The organism is Microbacterium oleivorans, from assembly GCF_001691565.1.
GTDB lineage: Bacteria > Actinomycetota > Actinomycetes > Actinomycetales > Microbacteriaceae > Microbacterium > Microbacterium oleivorans_B.
The window spans coordinates 1576682-1597921 of sequence record NZ_MAYO01000003.1 but is presented as its reverse complement, the minus strand read 5'-3'; the positions used below and the strand labels follow the sequence as shown (position 1 = coordinate 1597921).

Sequence of the window (21240 nt, the reverse complement as noted above, 5' to 3'; positions counted from 1 at the left end):
GGGGGGTCCTCTCGTGCAGATCCGTTCCAGGATCCGTCGGCGTTCCTGCGACGCGGTGAATCGCCGGTGAACACCGGGTGACGGTCGTCCAGATGCCACGATGGGGGCATGCCTCGCCCGTTCCGGACCCTCCCGAAACTCCGTCGTGGCGACCGCGTCGCCGTGCTGTCGCCGTCGTTCGCCGCGCCCGGCTTCGCGCCCGCGGTGCACGAGCAGGCGCTTCGTCGGATCCGGGACGACCTCGGGCTCGAACCGGTGGAGTACCCGACGACGCGGATGCTGGGCGCCGACCCGCGCGCCCGCGCGGCCGACGTCGAGGCGGCATTCGCGGCATCCGATGTCCGTGCGGTGTTCGCGAGCATCGGCGGCGACGACCAGATCACCGTCGTTCCGCACGTCGACGTGGGCCACGCGCTCGCCGACCCGAAGCCCTTCGTCGGCTACAGCGACAACACGCACCTGCTGAATGCGCTCTGGCAGGCCGGCGTCCCCGGCTTCTACGGCGGGTCGACGCAGGTGCACATCGGCGCGGGGCCGGCAATCGACGCCATCCATCTGCAGTCCCTGCGCGCCGCTCTTTTCGACGGCGGTGAAGTGGAACTCACGGAGCCGGGCGAGTCCGAGGACATCGGGGTCGACTGGCTCGACCCGCGGGCACTCACCTCGTACGGCGACCGCCGCGCGACCGAACCGTGGACGTGGTCCGGGGCCGAACGCGTCGTCGAAGGGCGCACCTGGGGCGGGTGCCTCGACGTGCTCGACGAGATCGGCGTGGCGGGACGGATGCCGGATCCCGAGGACCTGCGCGGCGGCATCCTGCTGCTGGAGACGAGCGAGGAACTGCCCTCGCCTCGCCTCGTCGCCCGGTGGGTCAGAGCGCTGGGGGAGCGCGGCATCCTCGGCGCCGCCGCCGGCGTGCTGGTCGCGCGTCCGCCCGTCAGCGCGTTCGACGACGAGCCGGATGCCGAGACCCGCCGCGCGCGACGCGACGCGCAGCGCGAGGTGGTCACCGAGCTGGTCCAGCGGTACAACCCCGACGCGGTCGTCTGCGTCGGGGTGCCCTTCGGACACACCCGCCCCCAGTGGATCGTGCCGTACGGCGGGACGATGCGGCTCGACGGCATCGAGCGGCGCGTGCTCGCCTCCTACGACTGAGAAGGGTCGGCGACCAGCGCGTACTCGGTGCCGGAGCGGGTGCGTTCGACGAGCTCGTGGTCGACGAGATATCGGCGGAGCACGGCCACATCGTCGGTGAGTGCTGCGAGTCGCTCGTTGATCCCGCGTTCGTCGAGAACCTCCCCCGGGCGCAGCACCCGGTGGGCGAGGACCCTGAGCAGCTCACGACGCTCCGTCGGGCTCGACGGGTAGCCGGTGAGACGCCCCTCTCGCGAGAGGTGGCGCTCGACACCGGTCGGTCTCGGCGCCGCCGGAGCGGACGCGAGGACGCGGGCGAACACACCGCCGTCCGCCCGCAGGTCGTCCGTGACGAGTCCGGCGCGCTGCAGCGTGTCGACCACGTGGCGCCGACGCGACGGCGACAGGCCCTCGAGAGCGTCGTCAGCGCTGGCGCCGAGCGTCAGCCGGGCGAACGCCTCGCGGACCCGGTCGTTCGCGAGTGCGGCCACGAGCGGACGCCACTTGTCATCGCCGGATCGGTCCATGCCAGCACGTTATCGCGCGGCGGGCAGGCGCAGCATCGCGACGGGCTGCGCTCCCGGCAGCCCCTCGATCGGGCTGAGCTCCTCGAATCCGAGGCGGCGGTAGAGCCGCCGGTTGTCGGGCGTGGACGACTCCAGGTACGCGACCTGGCGCGTCGTGTCGAGGGTCTCGAGCTGCGCAGACAGCAGAGCCTTGCCGACGCCCCTGCCGCGCGCCGCGGAGCTCACGCCGATCTCCGCGAGGTACCAGTGCGGAGCGCGCGGCCGGTGGCGGGCGAGGCGCGAGAGCAGGGCGAGGGCCCGCGGCATCCCGAGCCAGCCGAGGGCCCGGGCGAATCGGGGCAGCTCCGCCGCCTGACGGCCGAAGGCTCCCCGCTCGGCGTGAGGTCCTTCCCATGCGGCGACGCCCAAGATCGTGCCGTCGGCATCGCGGGCGAGGTCGACCGTGCCCGTGGCGTACGGGCCGCTGGCCAGAAGCGCGTGGAACAGGTCGGTGAGCCGCTCGCGTCGTCGCGTCGAACCCGGGACGACGCTCGACATCACCGGGTCCTGCGAGAAGGCCTCGGCGAGGATCGCAGCGGCCGGGGCGAGGTCGGTGGCGCGGGCGGGGGTCACGCTGATCATGATTCCTCCTGAATTGGTCCGAGTGGATAAAACTAGTATGGACAGGCCCACGTGCTGCACGCTCGGAGATCGCTGTGAACGAACCCTCACCTCGCCGGACCTATCTCGACGTCGACGACCGACGTCGGCAGCTGCTCGATGCCGCGGTGCAGGTGATGGTGCACGACGGGGTGGCGGCCCTGTCGCTGCGCACCGTGGCCCAGTGCGCCGGCGTGGCGCATCGTGTCGTCAGCTACGCCTTCGGCTCCAAGGCCGACCTCGTGACCGCTCTGCTGCAGCGCGAATCGGAGCTCCTGACGCGCAGGCTCTGGGCCGAGCCGCTGGCCCCGGCCCCGCTCGTCGAGGCTGTCGCCGCGGCACTCCACACCTTCATCGGCGAACTGCGGCGCGACCGCGTGCGGCACGAGCGGCTCGCCGAGCTCACCGCGATGGCCCGCTCGTCCGATGCGCTCGTCGACGCGGCGCACGCCGAGACCGACGCGGTGCGGAGCGAGGTCGAGCGGCTGGTCGACGCCTGGGCGGCGTCCCGCGCCGCGGCGCTGACCGTCCCGACCTCGACCCTCGTGGCAGTGATCCACGCGGCGGCCGAAGGCCTCGCGGCCTGGTGGCTCGCCACGGGAGACGACGACCACGTCGACGACGTCATCCGGGTCTTCTCCACCGGGCTCGCCGGGCTCGAACGCGCGTAGCGGACGCACAGGAGATGCATCGAAAAACCGCCCTACGCTGGCGGGACACCGAGGAGGACACGACGATGACTTCGACACCGCCGGCATCCGATCTGCAGGAACGCCCCTGGCTCGCGGCCTACGCGCCCGGCGTCCCGACCGACATCGACCCGGTCGACGAGACGCTCGTCGACCTGCTCGACCATTCGGTCGCCCGCTACGGCTCGAAAGTGGCGACGGAGTTCTTCGGCGCGGAGACGACCTACGCCGAGCTGGGCGAACAGGTCTCCCGCGCAGCCAACGCGCTGCGCAAGCTCGGCGTCAGCGCGGGTGACCGGGTCGCCCTCGTGCTGCCCAACTGTCCGCAGCACATCGTCGCGTTCTACGCGGCGCTGCGGATCGGCGCGATCGTCGTCGAGCACAACCCGACGTACACGGCGCGCGAGCTCCGTCACCAGTTCGAGGTGCACGAGGCGGTCGTCGCGATCGTCTGGGACAAGGTCGCCGACATGGTCGCCGAGTTCCCGAGCGACGTGGCACCCGCCGCGATCGTCGCGGTCGACATGACCGATGCGCTGCCGTGGGCCATGCGCACCGCGCTGCGCGTGCCCGTGCCCGCGCTCCGCGAGCGGCGCGAGGCGATGACCTCCAAGCCCACCGCCCGCGGCGTCATCCGCTGGTCGCAGTTCACGAACACGCGCCGGTTGCCGCGCAAGTACGCACGTCCCGTCCTCGACGACACCGCGCTCCTGCAGCTCACGAGCGGAACGACCGGGATGCCGAAGGCCGCCGTCCTCTCGCACCGGAACCTCCGCTCGAACGCCGAGCAGGGGCGGGCGTGGGTGCCGGGGCTCACGGAAGGCGCTGAGACGTTCTACGCCGTGCTCCCGATGTTCCACGCCTACGGCCTGACGCTCTGTCTGACCTTCGCCGTGTCGATCGGCGCGAGGATCGTGCTGTTCCCGAAGTTCGACGTCGACCTCGTCGTCGGTGCATTGAAGAAGTCGCCGCCGACGTTCCTGCCCGGCGTCCCGCCGATCTACGACGCGCTCTCGCGGGCGAGCACCCGCAAGGGCGTCGACCTGTCCAGCATCCGCTTCGCGATCTCGGGGGCGATGAGCCTGCCGGTCCCCACCGTGACGCGGTGGGAGGAGGTCACGGGCGGACTGCTCGTCGAGGGCTACGGCATGACCGAGACGTCGCCCGTCGCGCTCGGCAACCCGATCGGTCCGACACGGCGCCCGGGCACGGTCGGCGTGCCGTTCCCGAGCACTTTCATCCGCGTGGTCGACCCCAACGACCCGACCGTCGACCGGCCCGCGGGCGAGGCGGGCGAGCTGCTCATCCGCGGGCCGCAGGTGTTCCAGGGGTACTGGCGCCGCCCCGAGGACACCGCCGCCGTGCTGCTCGACGGCGGGTGGCTCCGCACCGGCGACATCGTCACGGTGTCGGAGGACGGCTTCGTCACGGTCGTCGACCGCGTCAAGGAGCTCATCATCACCGGCGGCTTCAACGTCAGCCCGAGCGAGGTCGAGCAGGTCCTGACCCTGCACCCCGACGTCGACTCCGCCGCGGTCGTGGGCGTGCCCCGGCCGGCGGGCGGCGAGGACGTGGTCGCGGCCGTCGTGATGAAGCCGGGGACGGCGTTCGAGGCATCCGCTCTCAAGGACTTCGCCCGCTCGCACCTCGCGGCCTACAAGGTGCCCCGCAGGGTCGTGCAGCTCGACGACCTGCCGCGCTCGCAGATCGGCAAGGTGCTCCGCCGGCAGGTGCGGGAGCAGCTCACCGCACGCTGATCCGTCCGCGCTGATCTGCCCGCGCTGATCTGTCAAGGGTCGTCGCGCCGGACGGTGCCGACTGGCAGGGTGGATGCCGCACCCCACCCCGTCGAAGGAGACCCATGTCGCAGCGCACTCTCGGACCGTTCACCGTCTCGGCCATCGGACTCGGCGCGATGCCGGTGTCGATGAACGGCAACGGCCTGCCCTCGCACGACGACGCCGTGGCGACGGTGCGCGCGGCGCTGGACGCGGGCGTCACGCTCATCGACACGGCCGACATCTACGCCCCCAGCTGGGACGAGATGGGCCACAACGAGCGCATCGTCGCCGACGCGCTCGCCGGCTGGGACGGCGACCGGTCGTCGATCGTCGTCGCCACGAAGGGCGGCATCACGCGGACAGCTGAGAAGGACTTCGGCCGCGACGGTTCACTCGAATACCTGCGCAGCGCCGTCCAGAAGTCGCTCAAGAACCTGCAGGTCGACGTCATCGACCTGTACCAGTACCACCGCCCCGACCGCTGGATGGTCTACGGCGAGGTCATGCAGAACCTCAAGACCCTGCAGGACGAGGGGCTCGTCCGCACGGTCGGCATCTCGAACGCCAGCGTCGAGGAGATCCAGATCGCGCAGGAGGTCCTCGGCGAGGGGAATCTGACGAGCGTGCAGAACGAGTTCTCGCCGCGGCATCCCGGCAGCTACGGCGAACTGACCTACTGCGCCGAGAACGGCATCGCCTTCCTGCCGTGGAGCCCGCTCGGCGGCATCGGCGGCGCCGGCTCCATCGGCGAGCGGTTCAGCGCATTCGCCGAGATCGGCCAGGCGCACGGCGTCAGCCCGCAGCAGGTCGTCCTCGCGTGGGAGCTGTCGCTCGGCGAGACCGTCATCCCCATCCCCGGGGCGAGCCGCGCGGCATCCATCACCGACTCGTTCCAGGCGCGGAACCTCGAGCTCTCCGACGACGAGCTCGCGCGCTGTTCCGCCGCCGTCGGCATCGAGGTCTGAGGTTCGTTCGGATTCGGAGATGTGCCGCGGATCCGGACCGGGAAGCGTTCCCCGGTCCGAATCCGGCGGCCTCGTTCGAATCCGAGGGCGAGGTCAGCCGGCCTTGAGCAGGTGCTCTCGTTCGACGATCTCGAGCGAGAGCACCTTGTAGCCCTCGCTGTCGAAGAACACCCGCATGCGGTCCTCGTCGATCGAGACGACCGTGCCCGGGCCCCATTCGCGGTGCGAGACCTTCTCGTCGATCGCGAATCCGGCGTCCGAGACGGATGCCGGGTCGCGAACGACGTCGGATGCCCCCGCGGCGCACGTGTCGCAGTTGCCGCACGGCTCGTCGAGGTCCTGTCCAAAGTAGCCGAGCAGCACCTGGCGGCGGCAGCGCCGCGTCTCGGCGTACTCCCGCATCGTCTCGATGCGGGAGCGCTCGATGCGCTCGCGTTCCTCGACCCGTTCCAACGCCGCCTTCACCGCGGCGCGCTCGTCGAGGTTCCGCCGGAGCGACACCCCGGACTTCGATGCGCGCGCCGATCCGGTGTCGATCAGCAGGGTGAGCAGTCCCGTGACGCGGCGCGGCGAGAGTCCGGACTCTTTCGCGAGAGCGGACTTCAGGCGTGCCCGCGTCGACATCGCCCGCATGAGGCGGCGGAGCTCGGCGGCATCCGGATTCTTCGTCGCGAAGTAGCGCCGCAGCGCGAGGTCCTCGGCACGGTAGTGCAGCGTGCCGTGGGCCTCCTCGCCGTCGCGGCCGGCGCGGCCGAGCTCCTGGAAGTAGGCGTCGATCGATTCGGGCACGTCGGCGTGGATGACGAAGCGCACGTTCTCCTTGTCGATCCCCATGCCGAACGCGCTCGTCGCGACGACGACGTCGAGCTCGTCGCAGAGGAACTGCCGGTGCACCTCGGCGCGCTCCTTCGACGGGAGCCCCGCGTGGTACGCCCGCGCCCGCTTGCCGCGCTCGGTCAGGTCGTCGGCGTACTGCTCCGCCGAGCGGCGGGTCGATGTATACAGCAGCCCCGGCACGGGAAGCGAAGCGACCTCGTCGACGACGGCGGCGCGCTTCTCCCGGTCGTCGCCGTGGCGGCGGACGCCGAGGCGGATCGACGGCCGGTCGACGTCGCCGATGTGGATCGAGGGGTCGTCGAGTCCGAGGCGGGCCGCGATCTCCTCGCGGACGGGGGTGGATGCCGTCGCGGTCAGCGCGAGGATCGGCGGCCGTCCAAGCCGCTCGGCGACCTCGCCGAGACCGAGGTAATCGGGGCGGAAGTCGTGCCCCCACGAGGCGATGCAGTGCGCCTCGTCGACGGCGAGGAGCGCGATGTCGAGGGTGGCGAGCTCGGCGACGACCTCGTCGTTGGCCAGTTGCTCGGGTGCGAGGAGCACGTAGGTCGCCTCGCCCTCGCGCAGGCGGCGCCACGCCTCGGCGCGGGCCTTCTCGCCCCGCCCGGAGTTGAGGGCCACGGCCTTCGGCGCATCGGGGGCGTGCTCGAGACCGGCGAGCTGGTCCTCTTGCAGCGCGATCAGCGGAGAGACCACGACGGTGACGCCCGGCCGCAGGGCGGCGGTCACCTGGTAGACGGCGGACTTGCCCGATCCCGTCGCCCAGACGACGAGCACATCGCGCCCACCGGCTGCCGCTTCGATCGCGTCGAGCTGCGCAGGCCGTAGGTGCGTCAGCCGGAACCGCTCGGCGGCGACGCGCTCCACCTCGGCGCGATCGGGGGCGGACGATGCAGGGGTGGAGCGGCGTGGCATCCTTCCACGGTCGTCGAGGAAACGGCATCCGCGGACACCCTTGACACGCCCGTAGTATTCAGATGCCGGTCGAGGGGTTCGGCACGTCATCCTGGGGGACGCATGCGGTTTCAGTTTCGGTTCGTCGGCGCGCTGATCGCCGTCGTGGCGCTCGTGTTCACCGGTCTCCCCGCACAGGCCGCCGAGGTTGCACCGACGCGTATCACCGGGGTGCTCACCAACGTCGACGGCGACGTGGTCCGGAACGTGACCGTCCGGTTCGAGAACGTCGACACCGGGCGCGTGTCGGACACGTCCCCTGACGTCGACGGGAGGTTCGGCAGCACTCTGCCCGCGGGCGATTATCGGGTGTCCGCGTCCTCGCATCACGATCCGGCGCGCGAGGCGTACGGCGCCCGGTGGTACCCGGGCGTGGGGACCGCGGGAGAGGCTCAGATCGTCTCCCTCACGGAGGGCCGCACGATCGATACGTCGTGGCAGCTCGGAGCCGTCGGCCCGGGGGTCACAGGAATCGTGACCGATGCGCTGACGGGACAGCCGGTCGCGGGGGCGAGCGTCTCGCTGGACGGGCCTCTTCGTACATGGGAGACCACGAACCGTGACGGCCGCTACCGGTTCTCGATGCTGCCGCCCGGAGAGTACGACGTCAGGGTCGACTCTCCCTCTGACGGCGATTACGTCGTCGCGACCACGTCGCTCACCGTGTCGGAAGGTTTCACGACGTGGTCCGTCTCCGCCGAGCCCACGGGCACCTTGCGTGTGACCACGGGGCGATACTCCTCGGTACGGGCCGATCTGATCCCCGTGGGCGAGGAGCGGGAGATCCACGCACCTACCGGCAGCAACGTCGTCAACGCCGAGGACCTCCCGCCAGGCGACTATCACCTGCGCATCAGCCCCGAGCGCGGCGTGCACGATTTCGTCGAGACCTGGTGGCCCGCCGGCGAAACGCGGGCTGATGCCGGGATCATCACGATCCGTTCTCGGCAGACGACCGAGATCACGGCCGACCTCGTTCGGGGTGGCGTCGTGGAGGGCAGGGTGGTATCCGCAGGAACGAGCGCACCGGTTGCGGGAGCCTACGTCACGGCATACACGAGCGCGGGTGTCGAAGCGGGATGGGCGCAGGCGGACGGTGACGGCCGGTATCGGATCCTCGCTCTGCGGTCGGGTGAGTACCGGATCACGTCGTCGGGCAATGGCCACTCACGTCTGTCGACGACCGCGCGGGTTCAGCTCGGCGAGACGACGCCCCTCGACATCGCCCTCTCGCCGCGGGGTGCTCTGTCCGTGACCGTTAGCGCTGACGAGATGATCGTCGGCCGGACCGTGTCGCTCTACGACGGCGACCTGAAACTCATCGCGAAGCGGCAGCTCAGTGAGCGTGGCCTGTCTGAGACAGTGACGTTCGACGACCTCGACGCCGGCGAGTACTTCTTGGGCGCGGACGGAAGCAGCGACATCCTGGGCGGCTGGTACGACGGCGCATCGACCAGCGCGGGAGCGCGGACCGTGACCGTTGTGCCCGGAGAGGTCACGCCGGTCGACTACCGGCTCAGTGTGGCGACGGCGGCGAACAGCGGAAGCATCTCCGTCGCCGCGGTCGGACCGCGGGGCGAACCCGTGACCGATTCGGCTGTCTGGCTGTACGACGCGGACGGTGTGGTTCGTGGGCGCGATCTTCTGCAGGTCGACTCGGTCACGTTCCCCGCCCTCCCGCCCGGCGACTACCGCCTGCGCTTCGCGGACAGCACGTCGGAACATCGTTACCACTACACGACGACATGGTTGGGCGGCAGCGACCTCGCGGACGCCACCCGAATCCGCGTCGACGCCGGCAAGACGACGAGTGTCAGGCCGACGCTTGCGCGCACGCTCCCGTCGGAGTCGGCAACGATCGTCGGCACCCTCTTTTCGAAGCTGCCTGAATTGTTTGAGGGCGCGCGAGTCATCGCGTGGGCGGAGACCAGGAACTCCGTCGCACGGGCCGGCACCGGCATCGTCGATGCCAAGGGACGTTTCCAGATAGTCGGCCTGCTCCCCGGCCGGTACCACCTGCAGATGGACGATCATCCCCGCTGGACGGACGGTGTGGCCCCCGTGTGGCTGGCTTCGGAGGGTGACTGGAGGACCTCGCGCGTGTTCACCCTCGCCGAGGGGCAGACCGTCCGGGTCGACGAGAAGATGCCGGACGAGACGGATCAGCCGAACCACGCGACACTGCGCGGGATCGTCCGGGAGAGCGGTGCTCCCGTTCCGGGGGCCGTCGTGACTGTGAGGGGTCGCACCGAGACCGTGACGGTGCGCACGGATTCATCCGGACGGTTCGAGGCGTGGCTCGAAGGCGGGCACAAGACGACGGTCGAGGTCGCCGCCCGAACCACGACGGTGAAGTACTCGACGCAAGTGACCGGTGTGAACCGCCGGATCTCGACGCTGGACGTAGCCCTCACGCGGGTGCTCGCGACGCCGACACCGACCCTTTCCGCGGCGCCGACCGTCGGACGCTCCGTGACCGCGAGGACCACCGGCTGGACGTCCGGGACAACCGTCACGTATCAATGGCGCCGGAACGGGAAGCCGATCGCCTCGGCCACGAAGTCGTCCTACACGCCGGTCGCAGCCGACCGTGGTGCGAAGCTGACCGTCACGGTGACAGGGAAGAAGGCGGGCTACGCCACTGCGTCCCGCACGAGCGCGGCGAAGGCGGTCGGTTACGGCACCCTGACCTCGTCTACCCCGCGGATCACCGGGGCGACCGCTCGCGGCAAGACGTTGACCGTCCAGCCCGGCGCCTGGACGCGTGGGACGTCGCTCACGTACCAGTGGTATGCCGACGGAGTTCGGATCAAGGGAGCGACTCGCTCGTCGCTGACGCTCACCTCCGGCCTCGTCGGGGACAAGATCTCGGTGAAGGTGACGGGCAGCAAGAGCGGGTACGCCACGCATTCGCGGTCCAGCGCGGCCACCGCCCGCGTGCGTCGATAGCCCACCACCTGGCAGGATCCCGCCGCTCCCTGACCGCCGCTCGGCAACACCCCATGCCAGGCTCGATGTGTGCAGATCCCGCCGCGACACCTCGCCCTCGACCGCGCCGCGCTCGTCGTGATCGACGTGCAGCGCGGGTTCGACGACACCGCGCACTGGGGCGAGCGCGACAACCCCGACTGCGAGGCGAACATCGCCGCGCTCCTCGACCGCTGGCGCGAGCGCGGGTGGCCGGTCGTGTTCGTCCGGCACGATTCGACCTCGGATGCCTCACCGCTGCGACCCGGCCAGGCGGGTAACGACCTCAAACCCGAGGTCACCGGCATCCCGGACCTTCTCGTCACGAAGAGCGTGAACTCGTCGTTCCACGGCTCGCCTGACCTCGACGCGTGGCTGCGCGCGAACGGGATCGAGCGGATCGTCGTCACCGGAATCTCGACGAACCACTGCTGCGAGACGACCGCCCGGGTGGGCGGCAACCTCGGCTACGACGTGTACTTCGCCCTCGACGCGACCCACTCGTTCGACCGGACGGCGCCCGACGGCACCGTCATCCCCGCGGCGACCCTTGCAGCGATCACGGCGACGAACCTCGACGGCGAGTTCGCCACCGTCTGCTCGACGGCCGACCTGCTCAGCTGAACGGCCCCTGTCGCCGCGACGGGGTCCGCGGTTAGCGTGGAGGGATGCCGCAGAACCCCTTCGCCTCGCTCGAGGACTACATCGCCCTGCCCCGCATCGACGCCGTCGCACTCTCGCCCGACGGCACGCGAGCCGTCCTCACGGTCGCGACGCTGAACAAGGACAAGACCGGGTACGACCGGGCGCTCTGGGAGGTCCCGGCGACCGGCGGCGGCACGCCCCGTCGTCTGACCCGCTCGGCGAAGGGCGAGCAGGGCGCCGCGTTTACGGCGGACGGCGACCTGCTGTTCGTGAGCGCCCGTCCCGACGCGGAGGGTGACGGCGAGGACGAGGCGGCGCAGCTCTGGCTGTTGCCCGCGAACGGCGGTGACGCACGCGCCATCACGCGCCTGGCCGGGGGAGTGTCGGGCATCGCCGCCGTCGCGGACGCGGCATCCGTCGCCGTCCTCGCCGCCGATCTGCTGCCGTCCGCGGACTCGTTCGAGGCCGACGCGAAGCTGCGCGCCGAGCGGAAGAAGCGCAAGCTGTCCGCGATCCTGCACACGACCTACCCGGTCCGCTACTGGGACCACGATCTCGGACCCGCCGAGCCGCACCTGCTCTCGCTCGACCTCGACGCGCTCGCCGACACGATCGGGTCGCTCGCCGCCTCGGACACGGCGGAGGACGAACCGGATGCCACGACCCCCTACCCCGCGTCGCTTCCGCGCCCGCGCGACCTGACGCCGACGCCCGGCCGCACGGCCGACACCGCCGGCGCGGCGCTCACCCCTGACGGACGCACCCTCATCGCCGCGATGCGCTTGCCGCAGGGCCGCGCGGAGCGGTTCGCGATCGTGTCGATCGACGTCGCCTCGGGCGAGCGCACGACGCTGTTCGAGGAGCGCTCGACGTACTTCGAGTCGCCCGCGATCAGCCACGACGGCCGGTCGATCGCCTACGGACGGGCGGCGTTCTCGGACCCCACCGGTCCCGCCGATCAGGAGCTCTGGGTCGCCGGCATCGACGGTTCCGAGCCGCGCCGGCTCGCCGAGGGCTGGGACCGCTGGCCGACGAGCATCGCGTTCGCGCACGACGACACCGCGCTCATCGTCACCGCCGACCAGGACGGTCGCGGACCGATCTTCCGCGTGCCGCTCGACGGCGCCGCTCCCGTGCAGCTGACGACCGACGAGCACGCGTACTCGAACGTGTCGGTGGATCGCGCGACGGGTGCGCTCGTGGCGCTCCGCTCGTCGTGGATGGTGCCGCCGCACCCGGTCCGCATCGACCCCGACGGCACCGTGACCGCGCTCGCGACGCCGGCTCCGCTGCCGACGCCCGCCGGCACGATGACCGAGGTCGAGACGACGGCCGAGGACGGCGCCCGGGTCCGCGGCTGGCTGCTCCTGCCGGAGGGGACGGACGCGGCATCCCCTGCTCCGCTCCTGCTGTGGATCCACGGTGGACCGCTCAACAGTTGGAACGCGTGGAGCTGGCGCTGGAGCCCGCAGCTCGCACTCGCGCGCGGGTATGCCGTGCTGCTGCCGGATCCCGCACTGTCGACCGGGTACGGCCTCGACTTCATCGCGCGCGGCTGGAACAGCTGGGGCGAGAAGCCGTACACCGACCTCATGTCGATCACCGACGAGGCCGTCGGGCGCCCGGACATCGACGAGACGAAGACGGCCGCGATGGGCGGATCGTTCGGCGGCTACATGGCGAACTGGGTCGCGGGCCACACCGATCGGTTCCGCGCGATCGTGACTCACGCGAGCCTGTGGGCCCTCGACCAGTTCGCCGGGACGACCGACAGCTCGTCGTACTGGCAGGAGATCTTCACGCCCGAGGCGATGGTGGAGAACTCACCGCACCGCTACGTCGAGGACATCTCGACCCCGATGCTCGTGATCCATGGCGACCGCGACTACCGCGTGCCGATCGGCGAGAGCCTGCGCCTCTGGTCCGAACTCAACGAGCACTTCGGCGAGGACGACGGCACGACGGTTCACCGGTTCCTGTACTTCCCCGACGAGAACCACTGGGTGCTGAAGCCCCAGCACGCCGTCGTCTGGTACGAGACGGTGTTCGGCTTCCTCGGCGAGCACGTACACGGCACACCCGCGCCGGGAGTCGCCGGACTCGGCTGAGCCGGGTTCCGGGGACGCGGCCGTCGCATGGAGGTCGCGTCGCGGCATCCCTCGTTCCGGGGGCGCGCGGGTCGCGGGGAGTCAACGCGCCGCGCGGGCGTCACGTATGCACGATCGGTGATGCTGGTTCAGCCCCGCCGGCGCCCGGAGCTGACTCCCGCACCGCCGGTCGTGCACGTGTCACCCGGACTCGTGGTGAGGCGCCGGGCCCGATTCGAGACACCCGGCCCGCTCGATGCCGCGACCCCTCCGCGGTCGTGTCGACAGGCGCACGATCGGTGGGGCCCGAGTGACGTCGCCAGCCCCGGAAGTGAACTCCCGCACCACCGGTCGTGCAGATGTCACCCGGAACCGGCGTCGCCCCGCCGCGGCTCAGCGCGCGGCGGCCCTCACCCGGAACCGGCGTCGCCCGGCCGCGGCTCAGCGCGCGGCGACCTCGACCCGCCCGAGCGTCGGCACGAGCACGGGCGTCGCGGTCTTGTACGCCTCGTAGTCGGCGTCGCCGCCCCAGCGCTTGTCGGCCTTCTTCTCGAGGAGGGGGATGCCGCTGACCCGGGTCAGCAGCAGGATCACGAACACCGGCGAGAGCAGACCGATCCACTGCCAGCCGTCGAAGACGGGTGCGGCGACGATCGCGACGCCGACCCACGCGAGGATCTCGCCGAAGTAGTTGGGGTGGCGCGAGCGGGACCACAGCCCGGTACGGATGAAGCGGCCCTTGTTGGCGGGGTCGGCCTTGAACGCGTTCTTCTGCAGGTCGGCGACGATCTCGAAGAGCATGCCGATGATCCACACGGCGATGCCGATGCCGGCGAACACGTCGAACGAGACGCGGTCGGCGGGTTCGGTCGCCATCGCGATCCATGCCGCGGCGGCGGTGATGCTCACCCAGAGGCCCTGCATGATCCAGACGCGCAGGAACGACAGCGGGTTCACCTTGATCTCGTCGAAGCGGTCGTCGCTGCCGGACCGGTGGATGCGGATGAAGAGGAACGAGCCGAGCCGGGCCGCCCAGATGATCACCATCGCCGCCAGGGCGAGCGAGCGGGCGTCGGGTGAGGGTGAGAGCAGCGCCACGCCGAGCGTGACGAGGACGAAGGTCGCGCTGCCGGTGGCGTCGAAGAAGCGCTCGGTGCGGGCGATCGCCGACGGGATGTAGACGAGCACCTGCACGGCGAACGCGGCGGCGACGGCGAGGGCGAACACCGGGATGCCGCCGACGGTCGCTCCGCCCTGGCTGCCCGCGAGCGCGACGAGCGCTCCGATGACGAGCCCCACGATGACGGTGATGACGGCGGAACGATTCTGCGGAGACATGGTGGCCTTTCGGAAGGGGCGGGAGTCAGCGGTAGAGGGCGGCGACGACGTCGGAGCCGCGCTCCAGAAGCACGCGGCGCTTGATCTTGAGCGTCGGCGTGACGATGGTCGTGTCGGCGAGGTCGGCGGCGATGAGCGTGAACCGGCGCACCTGCTCGCTGCGCGAGACGAGCGCGTTCGCGGCGTCGACGCTCCGCTGGATCCGCGCGCGCAGGCCCTCGTCCGCGATCTCGCGCAGCTGGCCGGCGACGGGCGCATCGCCCTGCCGCGCGACCTCCTCGGGGTCGAGGACGATCAGCGCGCTCAGGTACGACCGCCCCTCGCCGACCATGACGGCGTGCGACACGAGCGGATCGGTTTCGACCGCGAACTCCCACGGCGCCGGGACGACGGTCTTGCCGGTCGAGGTGACGATCACGTCCTTCGAGCGGCCCTCGATGATGAGCCTGCCGTCGGCGTCGAAGCGGCCGAGGTCGCCGGTGCGGAAGAACCCGTCGACGAATGCGTCGGCGTCGTGCGCGGGATCGCGGTACCCGCGGAAGACCCCGATGCCCTTCGCCAGGATCTCGCCGTCCTCGCCTATGCGCACCGTCGAGCCGGGCAGCGGACGCCCGACCGTTCCGGCCCGGATGTCCCCGGGCAGGTTGCCGGTGAGCGGGGCGGTCGTCTCGGTGAGGCCGTACCCCTCGATGACGGGCACCCCGATGCCGCGGAAGAACAGCGAGACCTCGGGGTCGAGCCGGGCGCCGCCCGACAGGATGTAGTCGACGCGTCCGCCCATGACCGCGCGCAGCCTGCGGAAGAACAGCGCCTCGAACAGGCGCTGACGAACGGATGCCGGTGCCCGCCCGTCCGTGCTCTGCTCGGCCGCGCGTCCACCCGAGACGGCGGTCGCCACGGCGGTGCGCCACAGCCGGGTCAGGTGCGCGGCCTCGGCCTTCTGCGCCGCGGCGGCCTGGATGCGCTCGAGCACGCGCGGCACCACGACGAGGAAGGTCGGCCGGAGGACCGACAGTGTCTCGACGACGGTGCTCGGCTCGCTCAGGTGCGCGATGCGCATGCCGTTCGCGAGGCAGATGAGCTGCAGTCCGCGCGCGAGGACGTGCGCGAGGGGCAGGAAGATGATCGTGTTGCCCTTTTCGTGGACGACCTCGCCGTACGCGGCGGCGATGTTCAGCACCTGGCCGAGGAAGTTCCGGTGCGTGAGCACGGCGCCCTTGGGTTCCCCGGTCGTGCCGGACGTGTAGACGATGGTCGCGGGCGCGTCGAGGTCGGCCGCCGTGCGGTGCCGCTCGAGGTCGGCATCCGTCACGTCGTCGGCCAGCGAGCGCAGGTCGTCCAGGGTCCGGATGCCGCCGGCCACCCGGTCGGCCCGGTCCATCGCGTAGGCGCCGAGGCGTCCGGCGCCGGTCTCCGCGAAGGCGTCAGCCAGGCGGCGGGTCTGCGTCTCGGTCCCGCCGACGCCGAGCACGACGCCGGCGTCGCTGACGATCCCGGCGACCTGGACGGGCGACGAGGTCTCGTACACCGGCACGACGACGGCACCGGCGAACCAGGCGGCGAGGTCGGTGACGGCCCACTCGTAGCGGGTCGAGGCCATGATCGCGAGCGCGTCGCCCGGGGCGACGCCTGCGGCGATGAAGCCCTTCGCGAGGCGGCGGACCTCGCCGAGGAAGCGGACGGTCGACACCTGCCGCCAGGTGCCGTCGCCGGTGGCGACGTCGAACGCGGCGTGGTGGGGAGCCTTCTCGGCACGGCGAACGAGCAGGTCCGTGACGTTGCGGTGCCCGTCCACGGGCGCGAGAAGGGGAGTGTGTATCTGCGGCACACAGGTGATTCGGAGCCCGAACCGAATCGGATGCCGCTATCTTGCGCGCGAGCGCGAGGTTCAGCGCAGCCGCAGGACCGCGTCCCACAGGGCGTCGGCGACGACGCGCTTGGTACCCGCCGCGTGCGACGCGACCTCGTCGGTGGCGTCGACGAAGAGCGCCCGGTTCTCGGCCGTCTCGAAACCCTCCTGCCAGCCGACGCGGTTCACGGCGAGCAGGTCGACGCCCTTCCGTGAGCGCTTCCGGATGCCGCGCTCGCGCAGCTCCGCGTCGTCGTCGGCGGTCTCGGCCGCGAACCCGACGATCGTCTGGCCGGGGCGGCGGTCCTGCACGAGCCCGATGAGGATGTCGGGGTTCTCGACGAGATCGAGGGTGACGGTGCCGTCCTCCTTGCGGATCTTGACGTCCGAGACCTCGGGCACAGAGAAGTCGGCGACCGCAGCGGCCATGACGACGACGTCGGCCTCTGCGCTCGCGGCCCGCATCGCGGCATCCATCTCGACAGCGGTCAGGGCCCGTTCGACGGCGATCCGCGGGTGGTGCAGGGCCTTCTCGAGCACGCCGTCGTCGACGTGCGCGGCGACGAGGTGGACGTACGCGCCGCGGTCGGCGGCGGCGAGGGCGACGGCGACCCCCTGCTTTCCGCTGGACCGGTTGCCGAGGAAGCGGACGGGGTCGATCGGTTCGCGCGTTCCGCCGGTCGACACCGCGACGCGGAGGTCCGCGAGATCGGATGCCGGGGCGCCGGCGGCAGCGAAGCGTCTGGCAGCGGCGAGAGCGGCGGCGACGATCTCGTCCGGCTCGACCATTCGCCCGGGTCCGCTGTCGCCGCCGGTCAACGGGCCGTCGGCCGGCCCGACGATGTGGACGCCGCGCTCGCGGAGGGTCGCGATGTTCGCCTGCGTCGCCGCGTGATCCCACATGGCGGTGTGCATCGCGGGGGCGACGACGACCGGGGCGGTCGTCGCGAGGAGCGTGACGCCGAGGAGGTTGTCGGAGATCCCGGCGGCCATCTTGGCGAGCGTGTTGGCGGTCGCGGGGGCGACGATCACGAGGTCGGCGCTGGTGCCGAGGGCGACGTGGCGGACCTCGGCGACGTCGTCGTGCACGCTCGTCGTGACAGGATGGCGGCTGATCGCCTCCCACGTGGCGGTCCCGACGAAGCGCAGCGAGTCCGCGGTGGGAACAACGTGCACCTCGTGCCCGTTCGTCACCAGTGCACGGACCACCTGCACCGTTTTGTATGCGGCGATGCCGCCCGAGACGCCCACGACGACGAACATGGTCCGATCCTCCCACGGGGTCGGACGTGAAAGGCCACCACGATGTGCACCGTGATCGTCCACGTTCCGGAGGACGCCACGGCGGCGATCCGCGTTCTGGCCGTCCGCGACGAGGATCCGGCGCGAGCGTGGGATCCCCTCGGCCCCTGGTGGCCCGACCTGCCCGGAGTCATCGGCGTGCGCGACACCCGAGCGGGCGGTGCGTGGCTGGCCGCTGACCCGTCGGCATCCCGCCTCGCCGTCGTGCTCAACCGGGCCGACCTCATCGACGACTCGCTCGCGACCGGCTCGCGCGGGCACATCGTGCTCGACGCCGCGGCCGGGCGAGGGCTGCCCGAGGTCCCATCGACGCACGGCTTCAACCTGCTGACGGTCACCCCGGGCCATGCCCGCGTCGCGATGTGGGACGGTGAGTCCGTCCGCACGGTCGATCTCGCACCGGGCGTCCACATGATCGCGCACGACGACGTCGACGACCCGAAGACCGCACGCATCGTCGCGTGGCACGACGCATTCGCGGCGCCGACCGGCGACGACTGGATCGCGGAGTGGCTCGGCGCGCTCGAGCGCACCACCACGCTGGAACCGACCGACGACCGCGCCATCATCCGCGACAACCGCCCGCACGGCTACCCGACGCTGTCGCTCCTCGTCTGCGCGGGATCGGTCTCCGCCGAAGGTGCCGAGGTCGTCTACGGCGAGTTCGACGAGCCGGGCGCCTGGAACAGCCTGCAGCTGCGCTGACCGCGTCGGATGCCGGTGATACCGTCGCGACCATGGTGGAACCGGCATCCGACCCGATCTTCTTCGCCTCGGCGACGGAGTTCGGCGACTGGCTCGAGGCCCATCATGAGACGGCCGCCGAGGTGTGGACGATCTTCTACCGCAAGGGCGATCCGCGGCAGGGACTGACGTGGGCGGACGCGGTGCCCGAAGCGCTGCGGTTCGGCTGGATCGACTCCGTCAGCCGCGGCATCGGCGACGGCGCGCGCATCCAGCGGTGGACGCCCCGAAAGCCCCGGTCCATCTGGAGCGCCGTCAACATCGCGCACATCGAGCGGCTGCAGGCCGAGGGGCGGATGCACCCCTCGGGGCTCGCGGCTTTCGAGCGACGAACCGCGGGCCTGTCGGGCGTCTACTCGCACGAGCAGCGGAACGAGCTCACGCCCGAGCAGGCGGCATCCCTCGCCGCGAACCCGGCCGCTCAGGCGTTCTGGGATGAAGCGATCCCCTCGTACCGACGCGCCGTGGCGAACTGGCTGCAGAGTGCGAAGCGCGAGCAGACCCGGGCCGACCGGCTCGCGATGCTGGTCGCGGATTGCGCGGCGGGCAGGCTCGTGCCGTTCCAGCGCTATGGCGAACCGCCGGCGTGGCTGGCCCGCGCCGCCGAGGCCGCCTCAGGCGCGCAGGGTCGCTGAGTCGCGCAGGGCTGAGGCGGCGTCCTCCATCACGAGCGCCGCGTTGAGCCCCGCGCCCGCCATGGATCCCTGACCCATCGAGAGAGGAACGTTGCCGAACGGGGTCACGATGTTGCCGGCGGCGAACACGCGCGGGTGGCTCGTCGCGCCGCGCACGTCGACGTGGAGGCCCTCGCCCGGCTCGCTCGAGATCGCGAGGTCCAGGTTCGCGGCGTAGTCGAGGTGCAGACGGGGTGTCGGTGCGACGAAGAGCGCGTCGATCGGGTGGGCTGCGCCGTCCACGGTGAGCACCCCCGTGACGACGTCGCCCTCGGTGCGGAGCTCGGTGACAGGGCTGTCGACGAGGCGGATGCCGCGGCCCGCCAGGCGAGCGGTGACCGTGTCGTCGACGGCGCCGAGACCCGCCGTGAACGCGGTCACGTCGTCGCTCCACTGCCGGACGAGCTCGATCTGGTGCAGGCTCGCGGGCGAGGTGGCGAGCACGCCGAGACGGCGCCCGCCGACCTCGTAGCCGTGGCAGTACGGGCAGTGGATCACGCCTCGCCCCCACTGCTCGCGCAGACCCGCGACGTCGGGGAGGTCGTCGACGACGCCGGTGGTGAGGATCAGGCCGCGCGCGGCGAGCATGCCGCCGTCGTACGCGACAGAGAGGTGGCCGCCGGCGTCGTCGATCGAGGTGACGGTCGTGTCGAGGAACTCGACCCCGTACGCCGCCGCCTCGGCCCTGCCGGTGCGCAGCAGCTCGGCGGGGGAGCGGCCGTCGTGTCCGAGCACGCCGTGCATGTGCGCAGCGAAGCGGTTGCGGGGAGCGCCGGCGTCGATCACGAGCACGCGGCGGCGCGCGCGACCGAGCATCTGCGCGGCACTGAGTCCGGCGGTGCCGCCGCCCACGATGACGGCGTCGTAGAAGGTGTCTGTCATGACTCCACGGTCCCTCGTTCTGGGCTCATCCAGCAACGTGGTTTGCGGAAATGGCAAAATCAAGGTCATGACGACGGATCTGACCCGGGTGGGGCCGCGGCTGCGCGCGGCGCGGCAGCAGCGCGGCTGGACGCTGGCCGACCTCGCGCAGAAGGCGGGAATGTCGGTCAGCACGCTGTCCCGGCTCGAGGCGGGGCGACGGCAGGCATCCCTGGAACTGCTGCTTCCGGTCGTCTCCGTGCTCGACCTGCGTCTCGACGACCTCGTGCGCGGGGAGCCCGTCGACCCGCGGGTACGCCGTGCGACCGAGCGCCGCCACGGGATGGTGGTCGCACCGCTGACGCTCGAGCACTCGCCGGTGCAGACCTACAAGATCCGGTACGCCGCGGCCTCCGCTGCTCCGCCGCCGAAGGTGCACGACGGGGTCGAGTGGTTCTACGTGCTGAGCGGCACGATCCGGCTGATGCTGGACGGTGCGGAGCACCGGATCGGCGCGGGCGAGGCGGCGGAGTTCGACACCCGCCTGCCGCACAGCATCAGCGCCACCGCCGAGGGCCCTGCCGAGGTGGTGAGCATCTTCAGCGCATCGGGCGAGCGCATTCACGTGCACGGGTCGTGACAGTGTCGGCGGCCGGTCGTACGGTGTCGCCATGAGAACCGACGAACTGTTTCTCGAAGCGGATGCCGCATTGCGCTCCGTCATCGATCGCATCGACCCGGCCGACCTGTCGAAGCCGGCGCCGAAGGAGTGGACGTCCACTCCCGATCCCACCTTCCGCGACATCGTCTTCGCGCACGCGTACGACGAGGCCTGGATTCCCGACGTGCTCGCAGGGAAGTCGCTCGCCGACGGCGACGAATTCCGGAACGCCGACCTGCTCGGCGACAATCCGATCGCGTCGTACGACCGCCTGAACGACACGGCGACGGCCGCCGTGCGCGAGGGTGATGCGGCGACGACGTTCCGTTTCCAGTACGGCGACTACTCCGCCGAGGAGGGGTTCGCGCATCTGGCGACGTACCGCGCGTTCCAGGCGTGGCTGATCGCGAAGCATCTCGGCATCCCGTTCAACTTGTCGCCCGAGCTCATCGCGGGGCTGAACGAGAACGTCGTTCCGCACGCCGACGAGTGGCGACAGTGGGGCGTGTTCCCGCCCGCGATCGATCCGCCGGCGGATGCCGATGACGAGACGCGGCTGCTCTGCGCGGTCGGGTTCTGGGAGCCCTGA

Annotated in this window: 18 protein-coding genes; 11 read left to right on the top strand and 7 right to left on the bottom strand. The window is 71.2% G+C overall.

Annotated features, from left to right (window positions below; translation table 11 throughout):
• The first annotated feature begins 108 nt into the window (after positions 1 to 108).
• Positions 109 to 1155: a S66 peptidase family protein gene (locus BBA86_RS10500; protein ID WP_065571515.1), complete on the top strand. Its 1047-nt coding sequence runs from the start codon at positions 109 to 111 to the stop codon at positions 1153 to 1155.
• On the opposite strand, the gene BBA86_RS10495 is transcribed toward BBA86_RS10500, so the two are convergent.
• Positions 1146 to 1661: a DUF2087 domain-containing protein gene (locus tag BBA86_RS10495; protein ID WP_065571514.1), complete on the bottom strand. Its 516-nt coding sequence runs from the start codon at positions 1659 to 1661 to the stop codon at positions 1146 to 1148. The two genes, BBA86_RS10500 and BBA86_RS10495, sit on opposite strands and share 10 nt — an antisense overlap.
• Positions 1662 to 1670: 9 nt before the next feature.
• Positions 1671 to 2282, bottom strand: coding sequence for a GNAT family N-acetyltransferase (locus BBA86_RS10490; RefSeq protein ID WP_065571513.1), 612 nt, complete (start codon positions 2280 to 2282; stop codon positions 1671 to 1673).
• A gap of 74 nt (positions 2283 to 2356) precedes the next feature.
• On the opposite strand from BBA86_RS10490, the gene BBA86_RS10485 reads away from it, so the two are divergent.
• The 3 genes from BBA86_RS10485 (at position 2357) to BBA86_RS10475 (ending at position 5735) form a co-directional block, all read left to right on the top strand.
• The gene (locus tag BBA86_RS10485) at positions 2357 to 2971 is read left to right on the top strand and encodes a TetR/AcrR family transcriptional regulator (RefSeq protein ID WP_065571512.1); all 615 of its coding nucleotides are present in this window, start codon (positions 2357 to 2359) and stop codon (positions 2969 to 2971) included.
• 65 nt (positions 2972 to 3036) lie between these two features.
• Positions 3037 to 4746 (top strand): long-chain-fatty-acid--CoA ligase, encoded by a 1710-nt coding sequence (locus tag BBA86_RS10480; protein ID WP_065571511.1) that lies wholly within the window; start codon positions 3037 to 3039, stop codon positions 4744 to 4746.
• A gap of 104 nt (positions 4747 to 4850) precedes the next feature.
• The gene (locus BBA86_RS10475; RefSeq protein ID WP_065571510.1) at positions 4851 to 5735 is read left to right on the top strand and encodes an aldo/keto reductase; all 885 of its coding nucleotides are present in this window, start codon (positions 4851 to 4853) and stop codon (positions 5733 to 5735) included.
• A gap of 93 nt (positions 5736 to 5828) precedes the next feature.
• Here the strand turns inward: BBA86_RS10475 and BBA86_RS10470 are convergent, their stop codons facing one another.
• A complete protein-coding gene (locus BBA86_RS10470; protein ID WP_065571509.1) occupies positions 5829 to 7484 on the bottom strand; it encodes a RecQ family ATP-dependent DNA helicase in 1656 nt (551 codons plus the stop codon).
• 102 nt (positions 7485 to 7586) lie between these two features.
• On the opposite strand from BBA86_RS10470, the gene BBA86_RS10465 reads away from it, so the two are divergent.
• From BBA86_RS10465 to BBA86_RS10455, 3 genes are all read left to right on the top strand, one after another.
• Positions 7587 to 10472, top strand: coding sequence for a carboxypeptidase regulatory-like domain-containing protein (locus BBA86_RS10465; RefSeq protein ID WP_065571508.1), 2886 nt, complete (start codon positions 7587 to 7589; stop codon positions 10470 to 10472).
• 69 nt (positions 10473 to 10541) lie between these two features.
• The gene (locus BBA86_RS10460; protein WP_065571507.1) at positions 10542 to 11114 is read left to right on the top strand and encodes a cysteine hydrolase family protein; all 573 of its coding nucleotides are present in this window, start codon (positions 10542 to 10544) and stop codon (positions 11112 to 11114) included.
• Positions 11115 to 11158: 44 nt separating this feature from the next.
• Positions 11159 to 13243: a S9 family peptidase gene (locus BBA86_RS10455; RefSeq protein ID WP_065571506.1), complete on the top strand. Its 2085-nt coding sequence runs from the start codon at positions 11159 to 11161 to the stop codon at positions 13241 to 13243.
• Between the two features lie 420 nt (positions 13244 to 13663).
• On the opposite strand, the gene BBA86_RS10450 is transcribed toward BBA86_RS10455, so the two are convergent.
• From BBA86_RS10450 to coaBC, 3 genes are read right to left on the bottom strand one after another with little or no spacing between them, the layout of a single operon-like run.
• Complete coding sequence (locus tag BBA86_RS10450; protein WP_065571505.1) at positions 13664 to 14560, bottom strand: DUF1295 domain-containing protein; 897 nt, start codon at positions 14558 to 14560, stop codon at positions 13664 to 13666.
• Positions 14561 to 14585: 25 nt separating this feature from the next.
• On the bottom strand, positions 14586 to 16388 hold the full coding sequence (locus BBA86_RS10445; RefSeq protein ID WP_065571504.1) for an AMP-dependent synthetase/ligase: 1803 nt from the start codon (positions 16386 to 16388) through the stop codon (positions 14586 to 14588).
• A gap of 60 nt (positions 16389 to 16448) precedes the next feature.
• Positions 16449 to 17672 (bottom strand): bifunctional phosphopantothenoylcysteine decarboxylase/phosphopantothenate--cysteine ligase CoaBC, encoded by a 1224-nt coding sequence (coaBC, locus tag BBA86_RS10440; protein ID WP_065571503.1) that lies wholly within the window; start codon positions 17670 to 17672, stop codon positions 16449 to 16451.
• 42 nt (positions 17673 to 17714) lie between these two features.
• On the opposite strand from coaBC, the gene BBA86_RS10435 reads away from it, so the two are divergent.
• Together BBA86_RS10435 and BBA86_RS10430 are read left to right on the top strand one after the other, a co-directional pair.
• On the top strand, positions 17715 to 18416 hold the full coding sequence (locus BBA86_RS10435) for an NRDE family protein (RefSeq protein WP_189318455.1): 702 nt from the start codon (positions 17715 to 17717) through the stop codon (positions 18414 to 18416).
• A gap of 32 nt (positions 18417 to 18448) precedes the next feature.
• Positions 18449 to 19090 carry a YdeI/OmpD-associated family protein gene (locus BBA86_RS10430; RefSeq protein WP_065571502.1) on the top strand — a complete coding sequence of 214 codons (642 nt, stop codon included), beginning with the start codon at positions 18449 to 18451 and terminating at the stop codon, positions 19088 to 19090.
• On the opposite strand, the gene BBA86_RS10425 is transcribed toward BBA86_RS10430, so the two are convergent.
• Complete coding sequence (locus BBA86_RS10425; RefSeq protein ID WP_065571501.1) at positions 19070 to 20011, bottom strand: NAD(P)/FAD-dependent oxidoreductase; 942 nt, start codon at positions 20009 to 20011, stop codon at positions 19070 to 19072. The two genes, BBA86_RS10430 and BBA86_RS10425, sit on opposite strands and share 21 nt — an antisense overlap.
• A 67-nt stretch (positions 20012 to 20078) precedes the next feature.
• Between BBA86_RS10425 and BBA86_RS10420 the strand changes: the two genes are divergently transcribed.
• Both BBA86_RS10420 and BBA86_RS10415 read left to right on the top strand, forming a co-directional pair.
• Positions 20079 to 20630: a helix-turn-helix domain-containing protein gene (locus tag BBA86_RS10420; protein WP_065571500.1), complete on the top strand. Its 552-nt coding sequence runs from the start codon at positions 20079 to 20081 to the stop codon at positions 20628 to 20630.
• Positions 20631 to 20661: 31 nt separating this feature from the next.
• Positions 20662 to 21240, top strand: a complete 579-nt coding sequence (locus BBA86_RS10415) for a hypothetical protein (protein WP_065571499.1) — start codon at positions 20662 to 20664, stop codon at positions 21238 to 21240.